We start from the raw sequence: 15086 nt of genomic DNA, 5'->3' as shown, positions 1-15086 counted from the left end.
CATGACTCCCAAGACGGAGACCACGATCGGTATCGGCGGCGCCGCGGAAAGCACCGACATGGTGCTCAACATCGGGCCCCAGCACCCGTCGACGCACGGCGTGCTGCGGCTGCGGCTCGTGCTCGACGGCGAACGGATCCAGCATGCGGAGCCGGTGATCGGCTACATGCATCGCGGTGCGGAGAAACTGTTCGAGGCACGCGACTACCGCCAGATCGTCATGCTCGCCAACCGCCACGACTGGCTTTCGGCGTTCTCGAACGAGCTGGGCGTGGTGCTCGCCGTGGAGCGGATGCTCGGCATGGAGGTCCCCGAGCGCGCGGTGTGGCTGCGCACGCTGCTCGCGGAGCTCAACCGCGTCCTCAACCATCTGATGTTCCTGGGCTCCTACCCCCTGGAGCTGGGCGGGATCACGCCGATCTTCTACGCGTTCACGGAGCGCGAGGAGCTCCAGCACGTGATGGAGGAGGTCTCCGGCGGGCGCATGCACTACATGTTCAACCGGGTCGGGGGCCTCAAGGAGGACCTCCCCGCCGGATGGACCGCCCGCGCGCGGGACGCGGTCACCGCTCTGCGCTCGCGGATGAGCGTGTACGACGACCTGGTGCTCGGCAACGAGATCTTCCGGGGGCGCACCCGGGACGTGGGCGTCCTCGCACCGGCGGCCGTGCACGCGTACGGCGTGAGCGGGCCGATCGCGCGCGCCTCGGGGGTCGACTTCGACCTGCGCCGCGACGAGCCGTATCTGGCGTACGGCGAACTCCAGGACACCCTGAAGGTCGTCACGCGGCAGGAGGGCGACTGCCTGGCCCGCTTCGAGTGCCTCCTGGAGCAGACGCACAACGCGCTCGACCTCGCGGACGCCTGTCTCGACCGGCTGGCCGAACTGCCGCCCGGACCGGTCAACCAGCGCCTCCCCAAGGTCCTCAAGGCGCCCGAGGGCCACACGTACGCCTGGACCGAGAACCCCCTCGGCATCAACGGGTACTACCTGGTCAGCAAGGGCGAGAAGACCCCGTACCGGCTGAAGCTGCGCTCGGCCTCGTTCAACAACATCCAGGCGCTGACCGAGCTGCTGCCCGGCACGCTGGTCGCGGACATGGTGGCGATCCTGGGATCACTGTTCTTCGTGGTCGGCGACATCGACAAGTAGCTCGACGGGCAGGCCGTCGAACAGGGTGCGGCGGCCGGACCGGGACACTCCCACCGGCTGCAGCAGCCAGCCGAAGTCGCCCAGGCCGCCGGGCGCGGTGAGCTCGGCGGCCTCGCCCGCGCTCGCGAGGGCGCGTACGTACGCGGCAGGGTCGCTCGAAGCCAGCGTGAGCGCCGGTCGTGCGCCGCTCACGCCCAGCGCGTGCAGCGCGGCCCGCTGGGTCACCACATGCCCCCCGGGCAGCACGCACGCGTCGAGGGCGACGTGCGCCGTGATGTCGCACGACCCGTCGGGCACGGGCCGCGTCTCCCGGCCCGCACGAAAGCCCGTGAGCGTCCCGAAGGGCGGCCGGGCGGCGGCGAGGTGGGCGTAGTCGACGGCGACGGCGAGTCCCCGGTCGAGGGCGGCCACGGCTCCGGCCCAGGCCGTGTCCCTGGAGAGCCCGATCTCGGCACGGCCGCCCTCGCCGGACGCGGGCCACCACGCGCGCAGCCACCGCGCCTCCGCGCCGGCGACGGGCTCCCCCAGGCGTTCGGTCCCGTCCTCGGCCCGTACGAGAACCAGTCGCCGTACGCCCTCGGAGTCCACCTCCGCCACGTCCACCGGCACGTTGTCCAGCCACTCGTTGGCGAACAGCAGTCCGGTGATCGCCCGCGGGGGCTCCGGGAGCCACTGGATCCGGGGGTCGAGTCCGGCGGGGCGCGCGGCGCGTTCGACGGCGTACCCGCGCGCGCGGGTGGCCACGTCGGCGGGGAGCGCGGCGAGGACACCCGTCACCAGTTCGCCGTGACCGGCCGCCATGTCGACGAAGTCCAGCACGGCGGGACGGCCGAGGGCCTCGTCGACCCGGCACAGCAGCCGGGCCACGGCCGCCGCGAAGAGCGGGGACGCGTGCACCGACGTACGGAAGTGGCCCGCGGGCCCCTCGGGCCTGCGGTAGAAGCCCGACGGGCCGTACAGCGCCTCCTGTGCCGCCTCGCGCCAACCCCGCCACACACCCGCCGTCTCATGCCTCACCGGGCCAGGCTAAGCGTCGGGAACGGGGAGAGTCTCCACCTTGGGGAGTACGAGCACCGCTCCCGGATCGGCCCTCCGGTTGACCCCTGCACACTGCACGCTTCCCTACTCTGGGTTACGTGCAGCGCCTCTATGACTTTCTCCGCAGACACCCGACGTGGGTCGACGGCTTCTGGGCCGTCGTCCTGCTCGGGATCTCCGCCGTGAGCCTCACCAATGTCAACGGCGCTGCGAACCACCACGGGTCGCTCGCGACGGCCCTCCCGATCGCCCTGGTCCTGAGCCTGGTGGTGGCGCTGCGCCGCCGTATGCCCGAGAAGATGCTGGTCCTGGCGGCCGCGATGGGCCTCGCCCAGCTCGTCCTGGACGTCGAGGTGGTGCCCGCCGACTTCGCGATGCTGGTGATCATCTACACCGTCGCGGCGGACGGCGCGCGCTGGGCCTCCCGCTTCGCGCTGATCGGCGGCCTGTGCGCGGCGACCCTCTCGCAGATCCGCTGGCCCCAGATGGAGTCCAGCTCGCTGGGCAACGTCCTGATAGCCGCCTTCCAGACGGTGCCGTTCGCGCTCGCCTGGGTGCTCGGCGACTCCATCCGCACTCGCCGTGCCTACCTCGCCCAGCTGGAGGAGCGTGCCGCCCGGCTGGAGAAGGAGCGCGAGGCGCAGGCCAAGGTCGCCGTCGCCGCCGAGCGCGCCCGGATCGCCCGCGAGCTGCACGACGTGGTCGCGCACAACGTCTCGGTGATGGTGGTCCAGGCCGACGGCGCCGCCTACGTCATGGACACCGCCCCCGAGCAGGCGCGGAAGGCCCTGGAGACCATCTCGGGGACCGGCCGCCAGGCGCTCGCCGAGATGCGCCGCCTGCTCGGTGTGCTGCGCACCGGCGAGCACCAGGAGGTCGGCGAGTACGTGCCGCAGCCCGACGTGGAGCAGCTCGACGACCTCATCGAGCAGTGCCGCACCTCGGGGCTGCCCGTCGACTTCAAGGTCGAGGGGACGCCGCGCCCCCTGCCCAGCGGCGTGGAACTCACGGCGTACCGCATCGTGCAGGAGGCGCTCACCAACACGCGCAAGCACGGGGGCCCGAACACCGGCGCGAGCGTGCGCCTGGTCTACTTCGACGACGGCCTCGGCCTGCTCGTCGAGGACGACGGCAAGGGCGCGCCCCACGAGCTGTACGAGGAGGGCGGCGCCGACGGGCAGGGGCACGGCCTGATCGGGATGCGCGAGCGCGTCGGCATGGTCGGCGGCACCCTGGACGCGGGACCGCGGCCCGGTGGAGGCTTCCGCATCAGTGCCCTGCTGCCGCTCAAGCCCGCGCACTGACACCTGTACATGTGCAATACGTCAGCATGTGCGATCCGTAAGCAAGTGAAGTGAAGGGACCCCGATGGCGATCCGCGTGATGCTCGTCGACGACCAGGTGCTGCTGCGCACCGGTTTCCGGATGGTGCTCGACGCCCAGCCGGACATGGAGGTCGTGGCCGAGGCGGGCGACGGTGTCGAGGCTCTCCAGGTGCTGCGGGCGACGGCCGTCGACGTGGTGCTGATGGACGTCCGCATGCCGAAGCTGGACGGGGTGGAGACCACGCGCCGCATCTGCTCGGACCCGAACCCCCCGAAGGTGCTGATCCTCACCACCTTCGACCTCGACGAGTACGCCTTCTCCGGGCTGAAGGCGGGCGCCTCCGGCTTCATGCTCAAGGACGTGCCGCCCGGCGAGCTGCTCACCGCCATCCGCTCCGTGCACAGCGGCGACGCGGTGGTCGCGCCCTCCACCACCCGGCGCCTGCTCGACCGCTTCGCGCCGATGCTGCCCAACGCCGGCAAGGACCCCCAGCACAAGGGGCTGGAGCGGCTCACCGACCGCGAGCGCGAGGTGATGATCCTGGTCGCGCAGGGCCTGTCGAACGGAGAGATCGCGGCACGCCTCGTGCTCTCCGAGGCGACCGTGAAGACCCACGTGGGGCGCATTCTGACGAAGCTGGGGCTGCGGGACCGGGTGCAGGTGGTGGTCCTCGCCTACGAGACGGGGCTCGTACGGGCGGGCGGACACCGCTGATCCGGAGGCGGGCCGGGCGCGCCCGGCCTCTCGCGGTCCCACCGGGGCCGTGGGGCGCGGCTCAGCGCAGGATGCCCTCGAGGAAGTCGCTGCCGAGCCGGGCCACGACCGTCACGTCCAGCTGGTGCAGCACGTACCGGCCACGGCGCCGCGTGGTGATCAGACCCGCCTTCTTGAGCACGCCCAGGTGCCGGGATATCTCGGGTGCCGTCATCCCGTTCACCTGGGCCAGCTCGCCCGTGGTGAACGCGCTGCGGGCCAGACTCCGGCAGATCCGCATCCGGACCGGATGCGACAGGGCGGTCATCCGCAGCGTCAGCTGCTCCAGGGAGGACGGGGCGGTCAGCTCGGGGGAGCCGACCGGGTAGTGCAGCACCGGCTGCCAGCCGTACCGGTGCAGCACCATCAGGTGCGGCCAGCCGAGACTCGTCGGCACCAGGAGGAGGCCGCCGTCCCCGGTGGACGTCCGGCCCTGGCCCAGCTTGTCGACCGTGATCGTCCGGGTGCTCTCGTCGAGCGCCAGCGCGGGGGAGACCGAGGCCACGGCCTCCGCCAGGCCCCTGCGTCGCAGGAGGTCCGTCTTGAGCCGGGCGTCCGCCGCGAGCTGGTGGCGCAGCCGGGACCAGGTCTCCGCGAAGAACGCCTCGTCGCAGTCCTCCAGGAACTGCCGCAGCCACGCCCGGATCTGCGGGGGATCGTCCAGCAGCCGCCGGCTGAACCGCACCTGCTGGGGTCCGCGCGCGGCGGCCAGCTCCAGCGCGCGGTGCTGCAGCTTCGGGTCGGAGAGCGTGTCGGGGCCGGGCCCCTCGTACGGGAGGGCGCAGGTGAACTCCAGCGCCGCGTCGACGAACTGCTCGTCCGTCAGCTTGTCCAGCTGGTCCAGCTCCTCGGCGAGCGTGGCGCCCGGGAGCGTGCTCCGGCCGGGAATGCCCGCGTACGGCAGGAACAGGTCGGAGAAGGTCGACCGCCACAGGAAGTCGGCCTCGCACATCCGGTCGGCGAGATGCGGGTCCAGCCGGGGGGTCACGCCGGTCGCCCAGCCCTGCAGCCCGGGGTGGTGCCCCGGCTCGGACAGCGCGTGCAGCGCCATCCCGAGCTCGGCCAGCGGCGAGGGCACGACGGCGATCCGCTCCGGCCGCAGCCCGCTGACATCGATACGCACGCTCATGACCTCATGGTGCACCCCACCACCGACAACGCCGCCGCCGATTGACGGCGGCCGTCAATCGGGGCGACGTGCGCCGGGCGCGGGCGCAGGCTGGGAGCGGAACCGGGGCGGACCGCGCGGGGCCCACGGATCCCCCGCCCGTCCCGAACCCGTCCCGAGAGGCGATCCGTCATGAGCGTCACCCAGCAGTACCTCCTCGACACCCACCGGGCCCGGCAGCTCGGTGAACCAGGCCCTCCCGCGCCCGGACGGCACGACTGGCGGGCCGTCCGGGCGCTGCGCGACCACCGGCGGTTCCGGGCCGTCGTGGCGGGCCGTCCGGCCCGCGGATCGTCCCGGGAGGTCCTGGGCCGGTGGCTGCGCGGACGGCGGCGCGCCGGCTGCTGACCCGGGCCGCGGACGGCCCGGCGGGTCCGGGATCTCAGCCGGGCAGCCGCGCCACGAAGTCCGCGACGGCCGCCTTCACGTCCTCGGCCGTCCACTCCAGACCCGGGGCCCCCACCGTGACCTCGGTGAGCGCCAGCCCCGGGCCGCCACGACTCCAGCGCGTGAAGAGACCGGTCCTCGTCTCCTCGGTGTGCAGCGTCGCCGTGTCCGTGAGCACCTCGGCGTCGTAAGGGAGCCAGACCTGGAACTGATGGGTGTGCGGCTCCTCGGGGTGGACGCGCGCCCAGGGCACCCCGGCCTCGGCGAACCCCTCGCGCAGGGCGGCGGCGACCACGCGCGCGTGGGCCACGTACGCGGGCAGCCGCGGCAGTTCCCGGTCCAGGCCGATCAGTGCCCCCAGGACGGTCGGGAACTGCTGGAAGACCATGCCGCCGTACCGGTGCCGCCAGGCCTTCGCCTCGTCGATCAGCGTCCTCGGGCCCGCGACCGCCGCGCCGCCGAGGCCGCCGAGCGACTTGTAGAACGACACGTAGACGCTGTCCGCGAGGCCCGCGATCTCGTCCAGGGTGCGGCCGAAATGCGGGGTGCACTCCCACAGCCGTGCTCCGTCGAAGTGCACGACGGCATCCCGCTCGCGCGCCGCCTCCGTGACCGCTTCCAGCTCCTCCCAGGTGGGCAGCACGAAACCGGCGTCCCTGAGAGGCAGTTCGAGCAGCAGAGACCCGAACGGCTCATCGAGGTCCCGGACCTCCTCGGCGGTCGGCAGCCGCGGTTCCCCTGTCACCCGGACCGGGCGCAGGCCGCTGAGCGTGCTGAACGCGTGCCGCTCGTGCACCTCGGGGTGGCCGAGCGCGTGCATCGCGACGGTCGCGTCGCCGGTACGGCCCGCCCAGCAGCGCAGGGCGACCTGCTGGGCCATGGTCCCGGTGGGGAAGAAGGCGGCCGCCTCCTTGCCGAGCAGCCCGGCGACCCGCTCCTCCAGGGTCTCCACGAGCCGGTCGCCGTACATGTCCACCGGCCGGTCGAGGTCGTACACGCTCTCGGCCCCGTCGTTCAGCCAGGCCAGCCGCGAACGGACCGTCTCCTGATGGCCGGCCCGCCACAGCACCCTTTCGGCCGCCTGCCACGCGGCACTTCGCCGCTCCCGCTTCCGCTCCGCCGTCTCGTCCCGGTCCTGCCCGGCCGTCTCTTCCGTGTCCCGCTCCGCGGCCTGTTCCCGGCCCCGCTCCGCCGAATCGCTCATCCCCGGATGATGCCGTGCGCCGTCCCGTACCGGCACCCCGATTTGCTCACCCCGCGTGACCTGCGGAAACCCACAGCCTGTGGACAACCGAAACGGCGCTCGAACCAATCGCGTTAACATGACGAGAAATCGTCCGGTACCCCGAGCGGACTGGAACGGAAGGCCGCCGTCGAGTGAGTACATCCCACCAGCCAGAACCCAAGGACCGACCCGCCCGCCTCAGCGTCGGCGTCGTCGGCGCGGGCCGCGTCGGTCCCGCCCTCGCGGCGGCCCTCCAGCTCGCCGGCCACCGCCCGGTCGCCGTGTCCGGGGTCTCCGACGCCTCCAGGCGCCGTGCCGCGCTGCTCCTGCCCGACGTGCCGCTGATGCCTCCGGCCCAGGTCTTCGAGCGCGCCGACCTCGTGCTGCTGACCGTCCCGGACGACACCCTGCCCGGACTCGTCGAAGGACTCGCGGAAACCGGCGCGGTCCGGCCCGGCCAACTGCTCGTGCACACCTCCGGGCGGTACGGCGCGCGGGTGCTCGACCCGGCGCTCAGGGTGGGCGCCCTGCCGCTCGCGCTGCACCCCGCCATGACCTTCACCGGCACCCCCGTGGACGTGCAGCGGCTGGCCGGATGCTCCTTCGGGGTCACCGCGCCCGAGGAGCTGCGTCTCGCCGCCGAGGCCCTCGTGATCGAGATGGGCGGCGAGCCCGAGTGGATCTCCGAGGAGTCCCGGCCGCTCTACCACGCGGCCCTCGCACTCGGCGCCAACCACCTGGTGACCCTGGTCGCCGAGTCCATGGACCTGCTGCGCGCGGCGGGCGTCGAGGCACCCGACCGGATGCTCGGCCCGCTGCTCGGCGCCGCCCTCGACAACGCCCTCAGGTCCGGCGACGCGGCCCTCACCGGGCCGGTCGCGCGCGGCGACGCGGGCACGGTCGCGGCCCACGTCGCCGAGCTGCGCAAGCACGCCCCGCAGACCGTCGCGGGCTATCTCGCGATGGCCCGCGCGACCGCCGACCGCGCCCTCGCCCACGGACTGCTGAAGCCGGAACTTGCCGAGGACCTCCTCGGGGTACTCGCCGACGGCGCGACCCTGCCCGACGACGGGAGCGACCGATGACCGTCCTGCTGCGCACCTCCGACGACCTGCACGCGCGCGGACGCGGCGACCGCCGGGTCGTGGTGATGACCATGGGAGCCCTGCACGAGGGCCACGGCACGCTGATCCGCACCGCACGCGAGATCGCCGGCCCACGGGGCGACGTCGTCGTCACCGTCTTCGTGAACCCCCTCCAGTTCGGCGCCGGCGAGGACCTCGACCGCTACCCGCGCACCCTCGAATCCGACGTCAAGATCGCCGAGCAGGCGGGCGCGGACGCCGTGTTCGCCCCCTCCGTCGACGAGGTCTACCCGGGCGGCGAACCCCAGGTCCGGCTCTCCGCCGGCCCCATGGGCGGTCGGCTGGAGGGCGCCACACGCCCCGGCCACTTCGACGGCGTGCTCACCGTCGTCGCCAAGCTGCTGCATCTCACCCGGCCCGACACGGCACTGTTCGGGCAGAAGGACGCCCAGCAGCTCGCCCTCATCCGCCGCATGGTGCGCGACCTGAACTTCGGCATCGAGATCGTCGGCGTACCCACCGTGCGCGAGGACGACGGACTCGCCCTCTCCAGCCGCAACCGCTTCCTCTCGCCCGAGGAGCGGCGCACCGCCCTCGCCCTCTCCCAGGCGCTGTTCGCCGGCCGCGACCGGCACGCCGCCCAGGAGGCCCTGCGCGCGCGGGCCCGCGAAGTACCCGCCACGCGCGCGCGTGCCGAGGCACTCAGCGCGATCGGCGAGTCCCGCGCCGCCGCCGACGCGCACGCCGTGTCCAAGGCCGCCCCCAGCGGCCCCTCCGGTGTCCGCGCGGCCGCCCGCGTGATCCTGGACGAGGCGGCCCGTCTCCGGCCGCCGCTGGCCCTCGACTACCTGGCACTGGTCGATCCGTCCGACTTCACCGAGATCCAGGACGACTTCACCGGCGAGGCGGTCCTCGCCGTCGCCGCCCGGGTCGGGACGACCCGCCTGATCGACAACATCCCCCTCACCTTCGGAGCCGCCTCGTGACCGGCAAAGGCACAGGTACCGGTAAAGGCACAGGTACTGGCATACGACTGCACGCGCCCGCCCCCGGCTGGGCCCTGACCGCCGACGTGGTGGTCGTCGGCTCCGGCGTCGCCGGTCTCACCGCCGCTCTGCGGTGCGAGGCCGCGGGCCTGACGACCGTCGTCGTCACCAAGGCCCGCCTGGACGACGGTTCCACCCGCTGGGCCCAGGGCGGCATCGCCGCCGCCCTCGGCGAGGGCGACACCCCCGAGCAGCACCTCGACGACACCCTGGTCGCGGGCGCGGGACTGTGCGACGAGGACGCGGTACGCATCCTCGTCACCGAGGGCCCCGACGCCGTACGCCGCCTCATCGCGACCGGAGCGCACTTCGACGAGTCCTCCGAGGGCGACCTGGCACTCACCCGCGAGGGCGGCCACCACCGCCGCCGCATCGCGCACGCGGGCGGTGACGCGACGGGCGCCGAGATCTCCCGGGCACTCGTCGAGGCGGTACGCGCGCGTGGCCTTCGTACGGTGGAGAACGCGCTCGTCCTGGACCTCCTCACGGACGCCGACGGCCGCACCGCGGGTGTGACCCTGCACGTCATGGGAGAGGGCCAGCACGACGGCGTGGGAGCCGTGCACGCCCCCGCCGTGGTCCTCGCCACCGGCGGCATGGGCCAGGTCTTCTCCGCGACCACCAATCCCTCGGTCTCCACGGGCGACGGCGTGGCCCTCGCGCTGCGCGCCGGCGCCGAGGTCTCCGACCTCGAATTCGTCCAGTTCCACCCGACCGTGCTGTTCCTCGGCCCGGACGCGGAGGGCCAGCAGCCACTGGTGTCGGAGGCGGTACGCGGCGAGGGCGCCCACCTGGTCGACGCGGACGGCGTGCGCTTCATGGTCGGCCAGCACGAGCTGGCCGAGCTGGCGCCCCGGGACATCGTCGCCAAGGGCATCATGCGCCGCATGCAGGAGCAGGGCGCCGAACACATGTACCTCGACGCCCGGCACTTCGGCGCCGACATGTGGGGGCACCGCTTCCCGACCATCCTCGCCGCCTGCCGCGCCCACGGCATCGACCCGGTGACGCAGCCCGTGCCGGTCGCCCCGGCCGCCCACTACGCCTCCGGCGGCGTCCGCGCCGACGCCCGGGGCCGCACCACGGTGCCCGGCCTCTACGCCTGCGGCGAGGTCGCCTGCTCCGGTGTGCACGGCGCCAACCGCCTCGCCTCCAACTCCCTCCTGGAGGGCCTGGTCTACGCCGAGCGCATCGCGGCCGACATCGCGCACAGCCGTGGGGAGGACGGCCTCCACGCGCGCGTGCCCGAGCCGGTCCCGCACCCCGACAAGCCCGCGCACCCGCTGCTCGCGCCGGAGGCCCGGTTCGCCATCCAGCGGATCATGACGGACGGCGCGGGCGTCCTGCGCTCGGCCGAGTCCCTCGCCCAGGCCGCCGACCGTCTCCAGCGGCTGCACACGGACGCCCGTGACGCCCTCGACGAGAACGGCAAGACCTCCGAGCCCGGCGTCGACACCTGGGAGGCCACCAACCTCCTGTGCGTGGCCCGGGTCCTGGTCGCCGCCGCCCTCCTGCGCGAGGAGACCCGCGGCTGCCACTGGCGCGAGGACCACGCCGACCGCGACGACCTGGACTGGCGCCGGCACATCGTCGTACGGCTGAATCCCGACCGCACGCTCGCCGTGCACACCACCGACACAGCAGACTTCCCCCCGACCCTCCCCCAGGCAGACGGCCCCGCCCGAGCAGGGGAGACCCCCATGCCCCCGCAGACGCCCCGCAACCAGGAGCAGTGACCGAAGTGAGCACCCCCGACCTTCCCCTCGCCCAGAGCGGCGGCTGCGGCGACGGCTGCGGCTGTGGCGGCGCCGACTACGACGGCGACGAGACGTACCTGGAGTGCGGCCTCGACCCCGCGCTCGCCCAGCTCCTCGCCGACGCCGGGCTCGACCCGCTGGAGGTCGAGGACATCGCGAACGTCGCCATCCAGGAGGACCTCGACAACGGCGTGGACGTGACGACCGTCGCGACCATTCCCGAGGACGCCGTCTCCACCGCGGACTTCACCGCCCGTGACGCGGGCGTCGTCGCGGGCCTGCGGGTCGCCGAAGCGGTCGTCTCCGTGGTCTGCACCGACGAGTTCGAGGTGGAGCGGCACGTCGAGGACGGCGACCGGGTCGAGGCGGGACAGAAACTCCTCAGCGTCACCACCCGCACCCGCGACCTCCTCACGGCCGAGCGCAGCGCGCTGAACCTGCTGTGCCGCCTGTCCGGCATCGCGACCGCCACGCGCGCGTGGGCCGACGCCCTGGAGGGCACCGGCACGCGCGTGCGCGACACCCGCAAGACGACCCCGGGCCTGCGCTCCCTGGAGAAGTTCGCGGTGCGCTGCGGCGGCGGAGTCAACCACCGCATGTCGCTCTCGGACGCCGCACTCGTCAAGGACAACCACGTGGTCGCCGCGGGCGGCGTGCAGCAGGCCTTCACGGCCGTCCGTGAGGCGTTCCCGGACGTCGCGATCGAGGTCGAGGTCGATACGCTGGACCAGCTGCGCGAGGTCCTGGAGGCGGGCGCCGACCTGATCCTCCTCGACAACTTCACGCCCGCGGAGTGCGAGGAGGCGGTGACCCTGGTCGCCGGCCGGGCGCTCCTCGAGGCCTCGGGCCGGCTCACCCTCGGCAACGCCGAGGAGTACGCCAAGACGGGCGTCGACTTCCTCGCGGTGGGCGCCCTGACCCACTCCTCGCCGATCCTGGATATCGGCCTGGACCTGCGCGACGCGTCGACGGACGAGGCTTCCACGGACGAGGCGGAGTAGGACCCATGCTCCTCACCATCGACGTCGGCAACACCCACACGGTCCTCGGCCTCTTCGACGGCGAGGAGATCGTCGAGCACTGGCGCATCTCCACGGACGCCCGCCGCACCGCCGACGAGCTCGCCGTGCTCCTCCAGGGCCTGATGGGCATGCACCCGCTGCTCGGCGAGGAACTCGGCGACGGCATCGACGGCATCGCCATCTGTGCCACCGTCCCGTCCGTGCTGCACGAGCTGCGTGAGGTGACCCGCCGCTACTACGGCGACGTCCCGGCCGTCCTGGTCGAGCCCGGCGTCAAGACGGGCGTGCCGATCCTCACGGACAACCCGAAGGAGGTCGGGGCGGACCGCATCATCAACGCGGTCGCGGCCGTCGAGCTCTACGGGGGGCCGGCGATCGTCGTCGACTTCGGTACGGCGACCACGTTCGACGCGGTCAGCGCGCGGGGCGAGTACGTGGGCGGTGTCATCGCGCCGGGGATCGAGATCTCCGTCGACGCGCTCGGGGTCAAGGGGGCCCAGCTGCGCAAGATCGAGGTGGCCCGGCCGCGGGCGGTCATCGGCAAGAACACCGTCGAGGCGATGCAGTCCGGGATCATCTACGGGTTCGCGGGGCAGGTGGACGGGGTCGTCAACCGGATGGTGCGGGAGCTCGCCGAGGATCCGGACGACGTCACGGTCATCGCGACCGGGGGGCTGGCGCCGATGGTTCTGGGGGAGTCCTCCGTCATCGACGAGCACGAGCCGTGGCTCACGCTGATCGGGCTCCGCCTGGTGTACGAGCGAAACGTGTCCCGTACCTGAGGTTCCTTCGCCCCCGTCCCATCCCTGGGGGCTCCGCCCCCGGACCCGCCTCGGTCTGGACGGCCTCGTCCTCAAGCGCCGGACGGGCTGATGGTGCCGGCCTGGGCTGCGGATCTTCAGCCCGTCCGGCGCTTGAGGACGAGCCCTTCGGGCGAAGCGGGGGTCCAGGGGGCGGCAGCCCCTTGGCGGGGGTCTGGGGGCGGTGCCCCAGGGGACGGGCGGGGTCAGGACACGCGTAGGGGGATATGGCGGATTTTGTCTGATTAGCGCGTATCGTCACGGCATGCCCACGCCCTACGGATCCCGCGGCGGCATGGCGTTCGGTGCGCAGGAGCTGCGTGTGCTCCGTCGCGCTCTCGCCCTCGCCCTCCATCCCGCTCCCGCCTCGGCCGAAGACGTCCAGGACTGCCTCCGGCTCGCCGAATCCGTCGACGAGGCGGCCCGCGAGGGAGCCAGGCTCCGGGCCTTCCTGCTGGCCGACCTCTCCCGCTACCGGGCCGCGCTGCCCGGCACGGCCGCCGGCTACCTCGTACTCCTGGAAGAGACCCTGGCCACCGGCTACCGGCCGAATCCGGACGATCTCGCCGCCCTGCGCGCCCTGCGCGGCAACCCCGCCGCGGCCGCCCTGCTGGAGCGCTGCTGCGACCTCGCCGAACGGGACGTCCGCGCCCGCCTGGCGGGCCGCACGGCCACTCCCACGGTCCCGGCTTCCCGCACCCGGCTGACAGCCCTCCCCGGCGGTCTGGCACGGGCCGCGGGCCCCGACGAGCCCGTCCGGAAGCCGTCGGACCGGCCGGCCGCCGATCCGAAGCCGAACCCCCCGGGCAGGAGTCCGCGCCCGGACCGCCCGATCCCCACCCCGGGCGAGGTCTTCCCGCCGAGGCGCAAGCCCGCGCCGCCCCCGGTGAACCCCCCTCAGCAGCTCGCGGCGGGCTAGCTACTCTGGAGGCATGGACTATGTCTCCGCGCTCGTGCCCCCCGTAGTGATGGCCGTGTTCTTCATCGGGTTGATCGTGACGATCGTCAAGACCCAGGGCGGTGCCAACAAGTCCAAGGAGGACGCGGTCGTCGACGCCGCGCTCGCGCGCGCGGACAGCGCCCGCCAGGTCTCCCGGGACTCCGAGGCCTGAGCGCCCGGCCCCTTCGGGGCGCTCATCGGCGTACGACTCATACGTTTTTCGAGTCGTACGCCCTTTTTGTTGCTGATCTCCCACTATTGTTCTGAGCTGTGCCTCGCCCATTGGGAGAACTCGAAGACTCGGTCATGACGCGGGTGTGGAAGTGGAACCGTCCGGTGACCGTTCGAGAAGTCCTGGAAGACCTTCAGCAGGAACGGTCCATCGCCTACACCACGGTGATGACCGTTTTGGACAATCTCCATCAGAAGGGCTGGGTGCGTCGCGAGGCGGAAGGCCGGGCCTATCGATATGAGGCGGTCTCCACGCGTGCCGCCTACTCCGCGGCCCTCATGAACGACGCATGGTCGCAGAGTGACAACCCCGCGGCCGCTCTCGTCGCCTTCTTCGGCATGATGAGCCAGGAACAGCGCCATGCGCTGCGCGACGCCATGCGTATCGTGCAAGGTCCCGAAGAAGGTCCGGGCGATGCCGAAACACGGGCGGCTCCGGAAGCTTCCGGCGAGAAGCACGAGGAGAAGTCGGGCGAGAACCCGGTCGAGAACCCGGGCGAGAACCCGGCCGGGAACGCAGGTGAGAAGCCGGGCGGCGAGAACCCCGCCTCGGACCGTGACGGCACCGGGCGATAGCGTCCGCTCATGCCAGCAGAGCATCCGGCGCGGCGGCCCGCGCCGCATCCCGCAGACACCGCGAAAGCCATCACCGTCCGGCGGGCCAGGACCGGCGATGTCCCGGCCGTGCGCCGCCTCCTCGACGCGAACGTCCGACGCCGCATCCTCCTCGACAAAGCCACGGTGACTCTTTACGAGGACATCCAGGAGTTCTGGGTCGCCGAGCGCGACGCCGGCTCGAGTACCGAGGTGGTCGGCTGCGGTGCGCTGCACGTGATGTGGGAAGACCTCGCGGAAGTGCGCACTCTCGCCGTGAACCCCGCGGTCAAGGGCGCGGGCGTCGGTCATCAGTTGCTGGAGAAGTTGCTGGAGACCGCCCGCTGGCTCGGTGTTCGCCGCGTTTTCTGTCTCACCTTCGAAGTGGACTTCTTCGCGAAGCACGGCTTCGTGGAGATCGGTGAGACACCGGTCGACACCGACGTGTACGCCGAGCTGCTGCGTTCCTATGACGAAGGTGTCGCGGAGTTCCTCGGTCTCGAACGAGTGAAACCGAACACCTTGGGCAACAGCCGGATGCTTCTGCATCTGTGATCGCCG

Annotated in this window: 16 protein-coding genes; 13 read left to right on the top strand and 3 right to left on the bottom strand. The window is 72.6% G+C overall.

Translation table 11 applies throughout. The features are described 5' to 3' along the window. Nucleotide 1 precedes the first annotated feature (1 nt). On the top strand, nucleotides 2-1153 hold the full coding sequence (locus OG199_RS19685; protein WP_356806610.1) for an NADH-quinone oxidoreductase subunit D: 1152 nt from the start codon (nucleotides 2-4) through the stop codon (nucleotides 1151-1153). Here OG199_RS19685 and OG199_RS19680 read toward each other — a convergent pair. Then, a complete protein-coding gene (locus OG199_RS19680; RefSeq protein ID WP_405830524.1) occupies nucleotides 1118-2170 on the bottom strand; it encodes an SAM-dependent methyltransferase in 1053 nt (350 codons plus the stop codon). The two genes, OG199_RS19685 and OG199_RS19680, sit on opposite strands and share 36 nt — an antisense overlap. A 119-nt stretch (nucleotides 2171-2289) precedes the next feature. On the opposite strand from OG199_RS19680, the gene OG199_RS19675 reads away from it, so the two are divergent. Both OG199_RS19675 and OG199_RS19670 read left to right on the top strand, forming a co-directional pair. Continuing rightward, nucleotides 2290-3495 carry a sensor histidine kinase gene (locus OG199_RS19675; protein ID WP_266700646.1) on the top strand — a complete coding sequence of 402 codons (1206 nt, stop codon included), beginning with the start codon at nucleotides 2290-2292 and terminating at the stop codon, nucleotides 3493-3495. Nucleotides 3496-3559: 64 nt separating this feature from the next. Next, the gene (locus tag OG199_RS19670; RefSeq protein ID WP_168529327.1) at nucleotides 3560-4231 is read left to right on the top strand and encodes a response regulator transcription factor; all 672 of its coding nucleotides are present in this window, start codon (nucleotides 3560-3562) and stop codon (nucleotides 4229-4231) included. A 61-nt stretch (nucleotides 4232-4292) separates the two neighbouring features. On the opposite strand, the gene OG199_RS19665 is transcribed toward OG199_RS19670, so the two are convergent. Next, entirely contained in the window at nucleotides 4293-5399 is a 1107-nt protein-coding gene (locus OG199_RS19665; RefSeq protein ID WP_356806606.1) for a DUF5937 family protein, read from the bottom strand. Nucleotides 5400-5570: 171 nt separating this feature from the next. Here OG199_RS19665 and OG199_RS19660 point away from each other — a divergent pair, with 171 nt between their 5' ends. After that, nucleotides 5571-5786: a hypothetical protein gene (locus tag OG199_RS19660; protein ID WP_405830521.1), complete on the top strand. Its 216-nt coding sequence runs from the start codon at nucleotides 5571-5573 to the stop codon at nucleotides 5784-5786. A 34-nt stretch (nucleotides 5787-5820) separates the two neighbouring features. On the opposite strand, the gene OG199_RS19655 is transcribed toward OG199_RS19660, so the two are convergent. Beyond that, nucleotides 5821-7029: a threonine aldolase family protein gene (locus OG199_RS19655; protein WP_405830520.1), complete on the bottom strand. Its 1209-nt coding sequence runs from the start codon at nucleotides 7027-7029 to the stop codon at nucleotides 5821-5823. A gap of 173 nt (nucleotides 7030-7202) precedes the next feature. Between OG199_RS19655 and OG199_RS19650 the strand changes: the two genes are divergently transcribed. From OG199_RS19650 to OG199_RS19610, 9 genes are all read left to right on the top strand, one after another. Beyond that, nucleotides 7203-8135, top strand: a complete 933-nt coding sequence (locus OG199_RS19650; RefSeq protein WP_356806600.1) for a DUF2520 domain-containing protein — start codon at nucleotides 7203-7205, stop codon at nucleotides 8133-8135. Next, nucleotides 8132-9121: a pantoate--beta-alanine ligase gene (gene panC / locus OG199_RS19645; RefSeq protein WP_405830518.1), complete on the top strand. Its 990-nt coding sequence runs from the start codon at nucleotides 8132-8134 to the stop codon at nucleotides 9119-9121. Before OG199_RS19650 ends, panC begins: the two co-directional genes overlap by 4 nt. Continuing rightward, nucleotides 9118-10917 carry an L-aspartate oxidase gene (locus OG199_RS19640; protein WP_405830516.1) on the top strand — a complete coding sequence of 600 codons (1800 nt, stop codon included), beginning with the start codon at nucleotides 9118-9120 and terminating at the stop codon, nucleotides 10915-10917. Before panC ends, OG199_RS19640 begins: the two co-directional genes overlap by 4 nt. Before the next feature lie 5 nt (nucleotides 10918-10922). After that, nucleotides 10923-11939, top strand: coding sequence for a carboxylating nicotinate-nucleotide diphosphorylase (gene nadC / locus OG199_RS19635; protein ID WP_401803860.1), 1017 nt, complete (start codon nucleotides 10923-10925; stop codon nucleotides 11937-11939). A gap of 5 nt (nucleotides 11940-11944) precedes the next feature. Continuing rightward, entirely contained in the window at nucleotides 11945-12742 is a 798-nt protein-coding gene (locus tag OG199_RS19630; RefSeq protein WP_075032429.1) for a type III pantothenate kinase, read from the top strand. Nucleotides 12743-13055: 313 nt separating this feature from the next. Continuing rightward, complete coding sequence (locus OG199_RS19625) at nucleotides 13056-13679, top strand: hypothetical protein (RefSeq protein ID WP_351716396.1); 624 nt, start codon at nucleotides 13056-13058, stop codon at nucleotides 13677-13679. Between the two features lie 13 nt (nucleotides 13680-13692). Further along, the gene (locus OG199_RS19620; RefSeq protein ID WP_168529340.1) at nucleotides 13693-13872 is read left to right on the top strand and encodes a hypothetical protein; all 180 of its coding nucleotides are present in this window, start codon (nucleotides 13693-13695) and stop codon (nucleotides 13870-13872) included. A gap of 134 nt (nucleotides 13873-14006) precedes the next feature. Then, nucleotides 14007-14507: a BlaI/MecI/CopY family transcriptional regulator gene (locus OG199_RS19615; RefSeq protein ID WP_405830514.1), complete on the top strand. Its 501-nt coding sequence runs from the start codon at nucleotides 14007-14009 to the stop codon at nucleotides 14505-14507. Nucleotides 14508-14516: 9 nt separating this feature from the next. After that, nucleotides 14517-15080: an amino-acid N-acetyltransferase gene (locus tag OG199_RS19610; protein WP_356803784.1), complete on the top strand. Its 564-nt coding sequence runs from the start codon at nucleotides 14517-14519 to the stop codon at nucleotides 15078-15080. Nucleotides 15081-15086: the final 6 nt, after the last annotated feature.

The organism is Streptomyces sp. NBC_01176 (assembly GCF_045039825.1).
In the GTDB taxonomy this organism is placed as follows: Bacteria; Actinomycetota; Actinomycetes; order Streptomycetales; family Streptomycetaceae; genus Streptomyces.
This window is presented reverse-complemented; position numbering and strand designations above follow the sequence as displayed.

Bases quoted from the DNA above. Each gene is read 5' to 3' on its own strand.
- OG199_RS19685 (WP_356806610.1), top strand. From the start codon at position 2: ATGACTCCCAAGACGGAGACCACGATCGGTATCGGCGGCGCCGCGGAA.
- OG199_RS19670 (WP_168529327.1), top strand. From the start codon at position 3,560: ATGGCGATCCGCGTGATGCTCGTCGACGACCAGGTGCTGCTGCGCACC.
- OG199_RS19665 (WP_356806606.1), bottom strand. From the start codon at position 5,399: ATGAGCGTGCGTATCGATGTCAGCGGGCTGCGGCCGGAGCGGATCGCC.
- OG199_RS19660 (WP_405830521.1), top strand. From the start codon at position 5,571: ATGAGCGTCACCCAGCAGTACCTCCTCGACACCCACCGGGCCCGGCAG.
- OG199_RS19655 (WP_405830520.1), bottom strand. From the start codon at position 7,029: ATGAGCGATTCGGCGGAGCGGGGCCGGGAACAGGCCGCGGAGCGGGAC.
- panC (WP_405830518.1), top strand. From the start codon at position 8,132: ATGACCGTCCTGCTGCGCACCTCCGACGACCTGCACGCGCGCGGACGC.
- OG199_RS19630 (WP_075032429.1), top strand. From the start codon at position 11,945: ATGCTCCTCACCATCGACGTCGGCAACACCCACACGGTCCTCGGCCTC.
- OG199_RS19625 (WP_351716396.1), top strand. From the start codon at position 13,056: ATGGCGTTCGGTGCGCAGGAGCTGCGTGTGCTCCGTCGCGCTCTCGCC.
- OG199_RS19620 (WP_168529340.1), top strand. From the start codon at position 13,693: ATGGACTATGTCTCCGCGCTCGTGCCCCCCGTAGTGATGGCCGTGTTC.
- OG199_RS19615 (WP_405830514.1), top strand. From the start codon at position 14,007: ATGACGCGGGTGTGGAAGTGGAACCGTCCGGTGACCGTTCGAGAAGTC.
- OG199_RS19610 (WP_356803784.1), top strand. From the start codon at position 14,517: ATGCCAGCAGAGCATCCGGCGCGGCGGCCCGCGCCGCATCCCGCAGAC.